This is a genomic window from Achromobacter sp. DH1f (assembly GCF_000633435.1).
GTDB classification, from domain to species: domain Bacteria; phylum Pseudomonadota; class Gammaproteobacteria; order Burkholderiales; family Burkholderiaceae_B; genus Achromobacter; species Achromobacter deleyi.
In genome coordinates, this window is the sequence record NZ_AYMF01000011.1 from 66,132 (window position 1) to 79,089 (window position 12,958).

At 68.7% G+C, this 12,958-nt stretch carries 14 protein-coding genes; 4 read left to right on the forward strand and 10 right to left on the reverse strand.

Translation table 11 applies throughout. The features are described 5' to 3' along the window. Positions 1 to 37: 37 nt before the first annotated feature. The gene (locus U858_RS0111250) at positions 38 to 442 is read left to right on the forward strand and encodes a RidA family protein (protein ID WP_025137259.1); all 405 of its coding nucleotides are present in this window, start codon (positions 38 to 40) and stop codon (positions 440 to 442) included. Between the two features lie 534 nt (positions 443 to 976). Beyond that, positions 977 to 1,408, forward strand: coding sequence for a hypothetical protein (locus U858_RS0111255; protein ID WP_029953743.1), 432 nt, complete (start codon positions 977 to 979; stop codon positions 1,406 to 1,408). Between the two features lie 19 nt (positions 1,409 to 1,427). Here U858_RS0111255 and U858_RS0111260 read toward each other — a convergent pair whose 3' ends face one another. From U858_RS0111260 to U858_RS0111280, 5 genes are all read right to left on the reverse strand, one after another. Then, positions 1,428 to 2,243 carry an anti-sigma factor gene (locus tag U858_RS0111260; RefSeq protein ID WP_025137261.1) on the reverse strand — a complete coding sequence of 272 codons (816 nt, stop codon included), beginning with the start codon at positions 2,241 to 2,243 and terminating at the stop codon, positions 1,428 to 1,430. 1 nt (position 2,244) lies between these two features. Then, positions 2,245 to 2,757, reverse strand: a complete 513-nt coding sequence (locus U858_RS0111265) for an RNA polymerase sigma factor (protein WP_025137262.1) — start codon at positions 2,755 to 2,757, stop codon at positions 2,245 to 2,247. 31 nt (positions 2,758 to 2,788) lie between these two features. Then, on the reverse strand, positions 2,789 to 3,157 hold the full coding sequence (locus tag U858_RS0111270) for a lipoprotein (protein WP_025137263.1): 369 nt from the start codon (positions 3,155 to 3,157) through the stop codon (positions 2,789 to 2,791). Between the two features lie 99 nt (positions 3,158 to 3,256). Further along, complete coding sequence (locus tag U858_RS0111275; RefSeq protein WP_025137264.1) at positions 3,257 to 3,718, reverse strand: GNAT family N-acetyltransferase; 462 nt, start codon at positions 3,716 to 3,718, stop codon at positions 3,257 to 3,259. Continuing rightward, entirely contained in the window at positions 3,715 to 4,653 is a 939-nt protein-coding gene (locus U858_RS0111280; RefSeq protein WP_025137265.1) for a LysR family transcriptional regulator, read from the reverse strand. Before U858_RS0111280 ends, U858_RS0111275 begins: the two co-directional genes overlap by 4 nt. 61 nt (positions 4,654 to 4,714) lie before the next feature. Between U858_RS0111280 and U858_RS0111285 the strand changes: the two genes are divergently transcribed. Both U858_RS0111285 and U858_RS0111290 read left to right on the forward strand, forming a co-directional pair. Next, positions 4,715 to 5,848: a 4-oxalomesaconate tautomerase gene (locus U858_RS0111285; protein ID WP_025137266.1), complete on the forward strand. Its 1,134-nt coding sequence runs from the start codon at positions 4,715 to 4,717 to the stop codon at positions 5,846 to 5,848. Positions 5,849 to 5,990: 142 nt separating this feature from the next. Next, complete coding sequence (locus tag U858_RS0111290) at positions 5,991 to 6,962, forward strand: tripartite tricarboxylate transporter substrate binding protein (RefSeq protein WP_025137267.1); 972 nt, start codon at positions 5,991 to 5,993, stop codon at positions 6,960 to 6,962. 78 nt (positions 6,963 to 7,040) lie between these two features. On the opposite strand, the gene U858_RS0111295 is transcribed toward U858_RS0111290, so the two are convergent. The 5 genes from U858_RS0111295 to U858_RS0111315 form a co-directional block, all read right to left on the reverse strand. Further along, positions 7,041 to 8,411 (reverse strand): DUF1501 domain-containing protein, encoded by a 1,371-nt coding sequence (locus U858_RS0111295; protein WP_025137268.1) that lies wholly within the window; start codon positions 8,409 to 8,411, stop codon positions 7,041 to 7,043. A gap of 66 nt (positions 8,412 to 8,477) precedes the next feature. Further along, a complete protein-coding gene (locus U858_RS0111300; RefSeq protein ID WP_025137269.1) occupies positions 8,478 to 10,049 on the reverse strand; it encodes a DUF1800 family protein in 1,572 nt (523 codons plus the stop codon). A gap of 106 nt (positions 10,050 to 10,155) precedes the next feature. After that, a complete protein-coding gene (locus U858_RS0111305; RefSeq protein ID WP_025137270.1) occupies positions 10,156 to 10,860 on the reverse strand; it encodes an SDR family oxidoreductase in 705 nt (234 codons plus the stop codon). 90 nt (positions 10,861 to 10,950) lie between these two features. Continuing rightward, positions 10,951 to 11,403 (reverse strand): azurin, encoded by a 453-nt coding sequence (azu, locus tag U858_RS0111310; RefSeq protein ID WP_042884797.1) that lies wholly within the window; start codon positions 11,401 to 11,403, stop codon positions 10,951 to 10,953. Positions 11,404 to 11,610: 207 nt separating this feature from the next. Continuing rightward, entirely contained in the window at positions 11,611 to 12,924 is a 1,314-nt protein-coding gene (locus tag U858_RS0111315; protein ID WP_025137272.1) for a sorbosone dehydrogenase family protein, read from the reverse strand. Positions 12,925 to 12,958 lie beyond the last annotated feature (34 nt).

Consider the following 12,958-nt stretch of genomic DNA (forward strand, 5'->3'; position numbering starts at 1 on the left):
CGCGCTATTTGTTTTTTTGATAATAGGATGAGACGTTATGAAGATTCTGCAACCGCCGGATTGGATGGCGCCGCGGGGCTATTCGAATGGAATCCTGACCGAGATGACGGTGGGGAGCAAGCTGGTGTTCGTGGGGGGGCAGGTCGGCTGGAACGGGCAGCAGCAGTTTGAATCGGATGATCTGGCTGATCAGGTTCGGCAGACGTTGTTGAACATCGTGGCGATTTTGGCCGAGGGTGGGGCGAAGCCTGAGCATATTGTGCGGATGACTTGGTATGTGACCGACAAGGATGCTTATGTGGCGGCTTATCCGGAGATCGGGAAGCATTATCGGGAGCTGATCGGGCGGCATTTTCCGGCGATGACGGCGGTGGAGGTGGCTGATCTGGTTGAGGATCGGGCTAAGGTTGAGATTGAAGTTACGGCTGTTGTGCCGGGGTAGGGTTTTTGTGTTGATCGGTGCGGCGGGGTTCTTGAGCCGCGCGTGACGGGGCAGGCGGGGTGAGGGCGGGGCTACGATTGCGGTCCGGAGCCTTCGCTCCGGACTGCCCCTTCGTCATCGTCGTCCGCCTTCGGCTCCCTTCCGATTCCCTCGGGCGCATCTACACGCCCCGCGCCCACCCGGCCGCCGCAACCCGGCGCTTGCGCCGTGGGCCGCGACGATGGGGGCGGTGTTTGCTGGCGTTTTGCTCAGCGGTGGGGTGGGGCGGTGGGGGTGCGGGGCCCGCCGCAATCGGCCGCGCGGGCGGCCTTCTGCGGCTTACGCGGTGGTGGGGCGTTGGGGGGGTGGACGCTGCGCGTGTTGGGTGTGTCCGCGTTTTTTGGCTGGAGCTTGTTATGAGCTTGGGCGGGGAGCGGCTATCGTTGGGGAATGGCAAGGTGCCGCCCGTGTCTGAGTGATGTGAATGACGAAGAATGGGGGCGCTGCGCCGGCCATCATTTCTTTCATGCCGATTCTCGACAGGCCATCTGAACCATGAAAATTCTTGTTGCGTTGCTGAGCCTTTCGTTCCTGGTGGTGGCTCCCTGCGTCGCGGATACCGACGCGGATCAAGCGGAGCTTCTGGGGACGCTGGCTGGCGGAAGTTGGCGGTCCGGCGATGGGCTGGGCTCGTATCGGGTGATCCTGGAGAACGTGGGGTTCGAGCATGTGAGCTGCCGTGTCTGGATCGAGTGGCTGGGCACTGCGACGTCCGGCAAGAAGTCGCCTGGGCAACCGGCGCGCGTCGTCGCCAGGGCGCCGTACGACGAGATCTCCAGCGGCTTCTGGTCTTGCAATCCGAAGAAGGTCGGGTTGGCGGGCGCGACGCTGACCATTCACGCTACGCACACTTATTCCGGTGAAAGCCGCAAGTTCTGCGCCGTGCTGGGTGTGCCGGGTGAGTATCGTGATCAGGGCTTGTGTTGAGCCTGTGTTCTGACGCGCGCTAGCCTTGCAGCTGGTTGTAGACCTCTTGCGAGATTCTCTGTAGTTCGTCTCGGCTGACCGCGCCCGACAGGGCGTAGCCGAATTGGCCTTCGGCCCAGTAGAAGACGCGCACGGGGCCTTCCTGGGTGAATTGGAAGGCGGTCTGGCCGCCCGTGGCTTCTCGGGTGACGTAGAGGGTCAGGCGTTGGCCGTCCGGGGCGCCGTACATGAAGAGGGCGACGGGGCCGGTGCCGCCGGGGAGCAGGCGGCCGCCGACGAGGTCGTAGCCGGCGTGGGACAGGTTGGGGGCGCGCACGGGGGCGCCCAGGCGTTTGGTGAGCCAGGTGACCAGGGCTTTTTCGTTGTCGCCGCTGACTTCCACGGGGCGTCCCATGTCGGGGGCGTAGACGGCGTGGGCGATGGCGGCGCGTTGGGCGTAGCCGCCGGCGGCGTGGTCGGGGCTGGCGGTGGCCAGGACGGATTGCAGGTGGCGGGCGTCCAGGGCGCCGCGGGTGAGCCAGGCGGCGCTGGCGCTGATGGCGGCGATGGCGATGCCGGCGGCCAGGGCGCGCCAGGGCAGGTGGCGGGCGGGCGGCGCGAGGGGCAGGCGCAGGGGCAGGGGTTCGTCCAGGACGGGGTCGAGCAGGGCGTGCAGGGCGCGGCGCTGGGCTTGCCAGGCGTGGACGCGGGCGAGGTCCTGCGGGTGGGCGGCGAGATAGGCGTCGACGTCGGCGTGGCGGCCGGGCGGCAGCTGGCCGTCGGCATAGCCGTGCAGGTCGGCCTCGGTGATGGGGTGGCCGGCGGCGGGAACGGGGTGGAGGCGTTTGTCGTTCATGTCATTTCACGCGATGGAGCCGGCCGGCGGGTTCCTGGCCTTGCATCAGGGCGCCGAGCCGTTCGCGGGCACGCGACAGGCGCGACATGACGGTGCCGATGGGCACGCCCAGGACGTGGGCGGTTTCCTGATAGGACAGGTCTTCGACGCAGACGAGCAGCAGCACTTCGCGCTGTTCGGCGGGCAGGCCTTGCAGGCAGCGATCCAGGTCGCGCACCTCCAGGTGATCGGTTTGGGTGGCGCGCACCGGCACGTCGGGCAGGTCGCTGGTGCTGGCCTCGCCGGCTTGCCGGTGGTGCGCGCGCACGCCGTCGATGAAATGGTTATGCATGATGCCGAACATCCAGGCCCGCAGTTCGCCGCGCCGTTGCCAGCGCGAGTAGCGGCTCCAGGCGCGCTCCAGGGTGTCCTGCACCAGGTCGTCGGCCCGGTGGGGGTCGCCCGTCAGCCCGCGGGCGTAACGCCGCAGGCTGGGGATGCAGGCCAGGATCGATGCTTCGTCTTCGGCGCGCATGGTCTGATGCGGATGGGCCAGGCGATCCGGATCAGGGCTTGATGACGTGCCAGACGTCCTTGAAGTTGTCGCCGGTCTTGTCGCCGGGCTTGGCGTCCTTGGCGTACAGGTAGACGGGCTTGCCCTTGTAGGCCCATTGCTTGGAACCGTCGTCGCGGGTGATGACGGTCAGGTCGCCCGAGGCCTTGGCGTCGGCGGCGGCGGTGACCGGGGGCCAGATCTTGGCGCACTGGTCGTTGCAGGCGCTCTTGCCGCCGGCATCTTTGTCGAAGGTGTACAGGGTCATGCCGGCGCTGTTGACCAGGACGCCGTCCTGGGTCTTGACGGCCTGGGCGTGGGCGCCGGCCGAGAACAGGGCGGCAGAGGTGAGAACCAGGGCTGCGGCGATTTGATTGCGCATGTCGTGCCTCGCGTAGATAGGAAAGTGGGGGACTGCCCTCTACAGACGCCGGCCGGGGCGGCGATATTCCACCCGGCGCAAAAATATTTCCGCGAGGGCTCAGGGGGCCGCCGGGGGCGGACCGGGTTCGTAACGCATTTCGGTTTCCAGGCCGGCCTCCTCGACGGCGCGAAAGCCCAGCGACTCGTAGAGCCGGCGGGCGGGGTTGCCCTGCAAGACGGACAGGGTGACGGCGGCGCCTTCCTGGTCGGCCTGGCGCAAGAGGCCGGTCAAGAGGCGCCGGCCCAGGCCCTGGCCCTGGTAGGCCGGGTCGATCTGGATCTGCACGACGCGCCAGCCGTCGGGGTCGCGCAGGGTCTTGAACAGGCCCGCGGGGCGGCCGTGCAGCCAGACGATTTGGGCGCCGTCAAAGCCGTAGCGGATGCGGGCCAGGTGGTGTTCGTCGTCCTGCGGGGCGCCGGCGCGGGCCAGGTGTTCGGTCATGGTGGCGCGGCGCAGCGACAGCAGGAAGGGCAGATCGTCTTCGGTGGCGGGCTGCAAGGCCAGGGAATGGGGGCTCATGGGGCAGTTTCGGGTTGCTTGGAAGGACCACGCTTGGCGCTTTTGCCGGCCTGGTGAATCAGGTTATAGAGCTGTTGGGCCGCCGGCGCCAGGGGGCGGCCGCGGCGCGAGATGAGTCCCAGGCTGCGGGTGACGCGCGGATGTTCCAGTTTGACGCCGGCCAGGGTGGCGTGGCCGGCCGGCGGCATGGCCAGCTGGGGCACGGCGGCCACGCCCAGGCCGGCCTCGACCAGGCCCAGCAGGGTCATGACGTGGCTGACCTCGAAGGCGCTGACGGTGCGCTTGCCGCTCTTGGCCAGGGCGTCGTCGATCAAGAGGCGGTTGCCGCTTTCCTTGGCCACTGTCATGAAGCGTTCGCCGGACAGTTCTTCCCAGGACACGCTGCGGCGGGCGGCCAGCGGGTGGTCGCGGCGCACGGCCAGCACGAAGTCTTCGCGCAGCACGGCCTTGAAGTCCACGTCGGGTTCCTGGGTGCCGAAGAAGCTGATGCCGAAGTCGGCGCGGCCGGTGACGACGCTGTTGAGCACGGTGTGCGCGGTTTCGTCGATGATGCGCACGCGGATGCGCGGAAAGCGTTCGGCGTAGTCGTGGATGATGGCCGGCAGGAAGTAATAGGCCACCGACGGCACGCAGGCCACGGTGACCAGCCCGCCGCGCTGCGCGGCCAGGTCGCCGATGCTGAGCACGGCGCGTTCCAGTTCGTCGATGGCGCCGCGGGCGCGTTCCAGGAAGATGCGGCCCACGTGCGTGAGCGACACGCGGCGGGTGGTGCGTTCCAGCAGGCGGGCGCCCAGCAGGTCTTCCAGTTTTTCGATGCGGCGGCTCAGCGCCGGTTGCGACAGGTTCAGGTCTTCGGCGGCGGCGCGAAAGCTGGCGCGCTCGGCCACGGCCACGAAGGCCTGCAATTCCTGTAAATCGAAATTGATGCGTGCCATGCATTAATCCATCCGTAAGTTGCAATTCAAATAATAGCCGCAGCGTCGCAGAATGCATTGCATGGAAACGATCATCCCTTGCGTACTGATGCGCGGCGGCACCTCCCGCGGCCCCTTTTTCCTGGCGGACTGGCTACCCGCCGATCCGGCCGAGCGCGACCGCATGCTGCTGGCCGCGATGGGCTCGCCCCACGCCTTGCAGGTCGACGGGCTGGGCGGCGGCAACTCGCTGACCAGCAAGGTCGCGATCGTGTCGCGGTCCCGCCGGCCGGGCTGCGATATCGACTACCTGTTCGCCCAGGTGTCGGTGGACCGCGCCAGCGTCGATACCCGGCCCAACTGCGGCAACATGCTGTCCGGCGCCGCGCCGTTTGCCATCGACGAAGGCCTGATCGCCGCGGCCGACGGCGAGACTTCGGTGCGGGTGCACAACGTGAACACGGGCGCCGTCATCGAAGCGGTGGTGCAGACCCCGGGCGGGCGCCTGACCTACGAGGGCGACGCCCGCATCGACGGCGTGCCCGGCGCGGCTGCGCCGGTGCGCCTGAACTTCCTGGATGCCTGGGGCGCGCTCACCGGCCGCCTGTTCCCCACCGGCCAGCGCCAGGACATCGTGGACGGCATAGCGGTGACGCTGATCGATGCCGCGATGCCGATGGTGCTGCTGCGTGCCGCCGACTTCGGCTTGCGTGGCGATGAATCGCCCGCCGAGCTGGACGCCAATGCGGCCTTGCTGGCACGCCTGGAACGCATCCGCCGCGAAGCCGGCGCGCGCATGGGGCTGGGCGACGTGACGGACAGCGTCATCCCCAAGCCGGTGCTGCTGGCGCCGGGCGACGAGGCCGCCGGGCTGTCGCTGCGCTCGCGCTATTTCACGCCGCACGCCTGCCACCGGGCGCATGCCGCGACCGGCGCGGTGGGCGTGGCCGCCGCCTTCCTGATGCCGGGCACGGTGGCGCACGATTGCGGCGGCCCCGGGCCGCAGCCGGGCTATCGCAGCGTGCGCATTGTGCATCCGTCGGGCGGCATGGATATCGACGTACGGCTGGACGAGCGCACGGGCGAGGTCGCCGCCGCGGGGCTGGTGCGCACGGCCCGCAAGATCATGAAAGGCGTGCTTTACCTGCCCCAGGTGGCGCCGCAAACGCGCGCGGCGCAGCCGCTGCGCGCCGCACCGATGGCGGTAGCCGCCTAGCGTCCGTATCGGCTACACCGACAACAGCATCCGGGCCGCTTGGTCGAGCGGCCCGCTTTGAACCCAGCTGGCGCCGGCCTGGCGCCCGCAAGCGATTCAACGGTCCACAGAGACCGTTCCCAAAATCATCAGGAGACTCGATATGGCATTTCCTACTCGCAGCAGCATTCTTGGCGCCGCCGCGCTGTGCCTGGCCCTGGGCGGCCAGGCCGCCCAGGCGCAATTTCCCGATCGCGCCATCACCATGGTGGTGCCCACCGCCGCGGGCGGCGGCAACGACACCCTGGCCCGTGTGATCGGCCAGAAGATGGGCGAACTGCTGGGCCAGACCGTCATCGTGGTCAACAAGCCCGGCGCGCAGGGCGCCATCGCCGCCGACTACGTGGCGCGCCAGCCGGCCGACGGCTACACGCTGATGCTGGGCTACATCGGCACGCACGGCATCAACCCCGCGCTGCAAAAGCTCAACTACGATCCGGTGCGCGATTTCACCGCCATCGGCATGGTGGCCGATTCGCCCACGCTGATGGTGGTGAACAGCGGCATCGGCGTGCACGATGTGGCCGGGCTGATCAAGTATGGCCAGGCGCATCCCGACGGCCTGAGCTTTGCTTCCGCGGGCCCCGGCACGGCGCCGGCGGTGGCGGGCGAACTGTTCAATCGCGCCACGGGCGCGGCCATGCTGGAAATTCCCTACAAGGGCTCGGCGCCCGCCATGACCGACACGCTGGCCGGCGTGACGCAGGTGATGTTCCCCAGCCTGTTCAGCGCCTATCCGCACCTGAAGTCCGGCAAGATCGTCGCGCTGGGCGTGGCCGGCGCGCGCCGCGCCAAGGTGTTGCCCGACATGCCCACGCTGGCCGAGCTGGGGGTCAAAGGCGTGGACGTGGCGCAGTGGTACGCGGTGTTCGCCCCGGCCAACGCCAATGCCGACGTGGTGGCCAAGCTGAATACGGCGCTGAACGGCGCGCTGCATGACCCGGCCGTGGCCCGCAAGATCGACGAGCAGGGGGCAGAGGTCCGCACCAGCACGCCGGGCGAATTGGCCGCGTTCGTGCGGGACGAGGCCGTCAAGTGGAAGCGCCTGGCCACGTCGATGCACGCGGCGCTGTAAAGGGGCGGTATCCCTGGTGGCGCGCGTTGCGGGCGCGCCGCGTTGGCATGCACGGCAATCGCCGCCCGCCGCGTCCGTCTAGGCGGCCCCGTCCAGCAAAGCGGGCGGCGCGGCATCGAAATGCCGCAGGTTCGGAAACACCAGGTTCAGGTCATCGCGGCCCGCGCCGAACCAGCCGCCCAGCGCCGCGCCCAGCTGTTCCACCGCCATCGTCGGTAGCAGCCGGCCGTTGTCCACAAAGCCGGGGCCATCCGGTGCGATCTCAGGGTGCGATCCATAGTAGCGGCCGCCCCGCACCGCGCCGCCGAGCACCAGGTGATGCGCGCCCCAGCCATGGTCCGAGCCATTGCCGTTGGACCCCAGCGTGCGGCCGAATTCCGAAGCGGTGAAGGTGGTGACCTGCCGCGCCACGCCCAGCGTCGCCAGCGCGTCCTGGAACACGGCCAGGGCCTGGCCCAGTTCGCGCAGCAAGGCCGGGTGGGTGTCGTTCAGCCCGGTGTGGTTGTCGTAGCCGTTCTGTGAAACGAAAAACACCTGGCGCCGTGCCCCCAGCGCCTGGCGCGCGGCGATGATGCGGGCCACGATCTTCAACTGCTGCGCCAGCGGCGAGCCGAAGTCGCCCGGTACCGCCACGCCTGACAGCGCGGCGCGCAGGCGCGTGTCGGCATCGATCGATTGCGCGGCGATGCGCGACATCTCGCGTTCCATCAGGTGGTCGCGCGGCTGGGTGATCAACTGGCGCAAGAGCGCGGTGCAGGCGCTGGACCCGTACATGTCACGCGTCAGCAGGTCGATGCGGGTCGAGCCGTTCACGCCGACCCGATATCCCGCCACGTGCCGGCCCGCCAGCAGCACGGTGCTGCCGCCGGCCGTGATGCCGGTGAAGCTGCGCTGCGCGTTGATGCTGGCATACAGGTCCGTCAGGCGGCCGGCCCAGCCCGACGACGCGCCTTCCGGCGCCAGCGCCTGCCAGTACGACTGCTGGTCGTTGTGCGAAAACAGCTTGGGCGGCAGCGGCACGCGTGCGCCGATGTAGTCGGCCTGGGTCGTGGGCACGACCAGCGGCCCCACGTTCAGCACCACGGCCATCTCGCCGCGTTCGAACAAGGGGGCCAGCGGCGCCAACGACGGCGCCAGCGCGAACTGCGCTCCGTTGTCCGGCGCTGCCTTGCCGCGCAGCGCCGTGGCCTGCAGCGCGGGGCGGGGCAGGGCGATGTCGCTGCGGGCCGCGGCATAGGCGCGATAGGCCGCGGCATCGAAGGGCACCAGGGTGTTGAACGGATCGTTGCCGCCGTACAGGAATACGCACACCAGCGCCTTGTAGTCGGCGGGCGCGGATTGCGCCGCGGCCGCGCCCAGCGCCGCCAGGTTCAACGCCAGCGGCGCGGCGGCATGGCTGGCGCCCAGAGCGCAGGCGCGCAGCAGGAATTCGCGGCGATCGGGCTTCATGGCAGCACCAGAGGGTCGGGGCGATCGGGCGTCATCGCGGCTCCCGGCAGGCAAGGCGGCCGCGCGTCATTTCTGCACCAGGTATTCGGGGCTGGCCGCCACCAGCATGATCGCGGCGCGCACGCGGTCGCGCGGCCGCTCGGGCGGCAGGGTGGCCACCGCCTGCGCGATGGCGTCGGCGGTGGCGCCGCTGAACGCGTCGCCCGCCAGCAGCAGCGCCACCCGCGCCACCAGCGCAGCCGGGTCCCGGGCCAGCGCGATCTCGGCGGCGTAATCCGTTTGCAGGTCTTCCCAGCCGCGGTCGACATAGATCGCCAGGAAATTCAGGTAACCCGCGATGCTGGTTTCATCGGTGATCTGCAATTCCGGCGCCACCTGTCCGCGCCGCGCCAGTTCGGTCACCGGCGGGCTGTAGCGCGGCCGGAAGAAATTGAACACGCTGGCCGAACGCATGGGGCTTTGCGCCAGACGGATGGTGTTGTCGGTGGTGTCGGGCATGGCCCAGGCGCCGTTGTTGGACGTGGCGCCGAACGCCCGCGCCCAGCCCGAAAAACGCACGATCGGTTCGCGCACCTTGCCCCATTCGGGCGAGGTCAGGTCCGGGTGTCGGGCCTCGTCGTCCAGCAAGATCGCGCGCACCACGGCCCGCAGGTTGCCGCGCACGCCCTGGCCGTCGTCATGGAATGCCGCCGCCACCCGGCCGACATAGGCGGGGCTGGGATTGCTGGTGACCAGCCGCTGGATCAGCTGCGTGCCGATGAAGGGCCCCACATTGGGGTGGGCGCTGATGACTTCCATGGCCCGCCGCAGCGACAGGTAGCCGTCGGTGCCGGGCGGAATCACCGCGCCCAGAAAGCGCTTTTCCGCCAGCGAATGCAGGGCGCCGTTCAAGGCCATGGGCCGGCGGTGAAACTGCACATCGGTCTCGGGGCCGTCCAGGTCCCAGCCGGTGAAGACCTTGGCCAGGCCCTGCACGTCGGCATTGCCGTAGGTTTCGACGGGCGCGCCGTTTGCCAGCCTGGCCGTGCCATCCGGGTTCAGCTCGACCAGGCCGATGCTGAACAGCTGCATCACCTCTCGCGCGTAGTTCTCGTCGGGATGGCGGCCGGTCTTGGGGTCTTCCTTGCGGTTGCCGCGGTAGGTCAGCATGCAGCCCATCGACAGGTTGCGCGTCACGGCGGTCAGCAGCGCCTGGTAATTGCCCAGCGCATGCTCGGCCAGCAGGTCCATGAACCCTGCGGCGCCGAACAGCGGCCAGTTGGCGGTAATGGCCGACACGCCCACTACGAAGATCTCGGACAGCGCGAAGGCCACCCGTGTGCGCACCTGGTCTTCGGCGCTGATGAACTTGCGCCACAGGGTGGATTCCAGCGGGGCATTGATGCCGTTGCCCTTGTAGGCCTCGGTGTTCTTGCCTTGCTGCAGCAGCCAGTCGAAATGGCTTTGCGACGGGGGCAGGTCCAGCTGGGCATCCAGCCAGGCCGCGTAGCCGTCGCGCACCACGGCGTCGATCTGGGCGGGCGTCGGGCCGAAGGTCGCCTGCGCCAGGAAGCGCGAGGCCTCTCCGGGCGTGGGCCGGGCGGACGAAGTCGGTACAGAGGCGGCGCCGGACGCCGCTTCGGACGGCGGCGCAGGCATGCAGGAAGCCCCGGGTTCGAATGCGAAAACCTACGGTAACGAAGCGCCGGGGGCGCTTCAATACCACCATTCGGACGAGGGGATTAATGCGTTCGAATGATACGCCTCAGACCGAGCGCGTGATGCCGCCGTCGATGCGGATGTTCTGCCCGGTGATGTAGGACGATGCGTCGGACGCCAGGAAGGCGATCAGGTCGGCCACTTCCTCGGCGGTGCCGTAGCGGCCCATCGGGATGCGCACGCGGCGGTCTTCCTTTTCGGGCAGGCTGTCGATGAAGCCGGGCAGCACGTTGTTCATGCGCACGTTGTGTTCGGCGTATTCGTCCGAGAACACCTTGGTGAACGCCGCCAGGCCGGCGCGGAACACGCCCGACGTCGGGAACAGCGCTTCGGGTTCGAAAGTGGCGTAGGTGGAAATGTTGACGATGGCGCCCGACTTCTGGTTTTTCATGATGGGGGCCACGAGGCGCGTGATGCGCACCACGTTCAGCAGGTAGAACTCCATGCCCAGGTGCCAGTCGTCGTCGCTGATTTCAAGCAGCGGGCCCTTGGGGCCATGGCCTGCACTGTTGACCACGGCGTCGACGCGGCCCCATTTCTGCACGGTGGTGTCCACCAGGCGGGCCAGGTCTTCGGGGGACCGGTTCGAACCGGTCACGCCCAGGCCGCCCAGTTCGGCCGCCAGGGCTTCGCCCTTGCCGGACGAAGACAGGATGGCCACGCGGTAGCCGTCGGCCGCCAGTTTGCGCGCTGCCGCCGCGCCCATGCCGCTGCCGCCGGCGGTGATGATTGCCACTTTGTCCGTGCTCATGTGTTCGTCTCCAAGGGTGTCCGGGAAACGGCCATTGTAGGGGTGGGCACGGCGGCCTTGCGGACAATCCCGCAAGGCCGGCAGGGGCGATCAGTCGACCAGTTTCAGCACGCCCTTCATCAGCGCGAAGTGGCCGGGGAACGAGCAGAAATAGGTGTAGTCCTGGCCGGCGGCCAGCTTGCTGACGTCGAACGTGACCGAGTCCGTTTCGCCGCCGCCGATGACCTTGGTGTGGGCGATGACGCGGGCGTCGTCTTTCTTGACGTAGTTGTTGTCCAGGCCCGCGGCCATGCCGTCGTTCACGGCGCCCTGCATGTCGGCCTGCTTGGTCAGCACCCAGTTGTGGCCCATGGCGGTCTTGGGCAGCTTGCCGGGGTGGGTGAGCTTCACGGTGAATTCCTTGCAGCTCTTGCTGACCGTGATTTCCTTCTTGTCGAACTGCATCTGGTCGGTGCCGGCGATTTCGACCGAGCAGTCGGCGGCCAGCGCGGGGGCCGAAACCAGGGCCAGGACGGCCGCGGCGCACAGATTCTTCAACAGCATATACATGCCTCCAGGTGGCGAGTGGGTTGACCGCAAGCCCGCCGGGCAATCCGGGCGGGCGTTGCGGCTATTGTCGTTCCACTCTACGCCAGATCGAACCTGGCTGCCTACGCCGGGTTTGACGCAGCGCAAGCAAGCTGCAGCGAATGGCCGGTAATCGGTCTGATAGTGACGTGGGGCCGTCATTCCACCCCCGCCCGAGGCGCCCTAGGGCTTGCCGCTGACCCGCCAGATCACGTTGCCCACGTCGTCGGCCACCAGCAGTGCGCCCTGGCGGTCCACCGCCACGCCCACCGGCCGCCCCTGGGCCTGCCCGGCGGCATCCAGGAAGCCGGTCAGCACGTCCTGTGCGGCGCCGTCCGGGCGGTTGTCGGTGAAGGGCACGTAGATGACCTTGTAGCCGCTGCGGGGATCGCGATTCCAGGACCCATGCTGGCCCACGAACATGCCGTGCGTGAACGGGGCCAGTTGGGCGTCGCCCGACCACGCCAGGCCCAGCGATGCCGTATGCGGCCCCAGCGCGTAGTCCGGCACGATGGCCTTGGCCACCAGGTCCGGGCGCGGCGGCTTGACCCGCGTGTCGACGTGCTGGCCGAAGTAGCTGTATGGCCAGCCATAGAAGCCGCCGTCCTGCACCAAGGTCATGTAGTCGGGCACCAGGTCGCTGCCCAGTTCGTCGCGTTCGTTCACCGCGGTCCAGAGCGTCTTGCCGTCCGGCGCCCAGGCCATGCCCACCGGGTTGCGCAAACCGCTGGCGTACAGGCGCTTGGCGCCGCTGGCCACGTCGATTTCCCAGATGGCGGCGCGGCCTTCTTCGATCTGCATGCCGTTCTCGGCGACATTGCTGTTCGAACCCACCGAGGCATACAGCTTCTTGCCGTCGGGACTGGCGATCAGGTTCTTGGTCCAGTGGTGGTTGATGCCGGCGGGCAGGTCGGTCACCTTGACGCCGGGGGCGGTGATGCGGGTCTGGCCCGGCTGGTAGGGAAAGCGCAGCACGGCGTCGGCGTTCGCCACGTACAGCTGGTCGCCCACCAGTGCCATGCCGAATGGCGAATTCAGGCCTTCCAGCAACACGCTGCGGCTTTGCGCCGCGCCGTCCTGCCCCAGGCCCCGCAGCAGCGTGATGCGGTTGGCGCTGTCGGTGCGCGCGCCGGCACGTTTCATGACGATGCCGGCGGCCCAGTTCTTCAGCCCGCCCGGCGCTTCGTCCGGCTTGGGCGGCGCGTTGGTTTCGGCCACCAGCACGTCGCCATTGGGCAGCACGTAGAGCCAGCGCGGGTGATCCAGGTCGCGGGCATAGGCGGTGACCGCCAGGCCGCTGGCCGGCGTGGGCTGCGCGCCGTCGGCCCAGCCCACCGCCTTGGCGGTGTTGACGGTGGGGATCAGGGTGGTGTTGGGGGCGGGCAGCTCTGGGTGCGGCCCCATGCCGGCCTCGACTGGCAGCTTGGCGACCTCGCCGCACGCGGCGAGCGTGCTGACGGCCGCCAGGGCCGCCGGCAACAGGGTTCGAATACGCATGATGCGGCTCCAGGCGCGGGACGCCCCGCAGGCA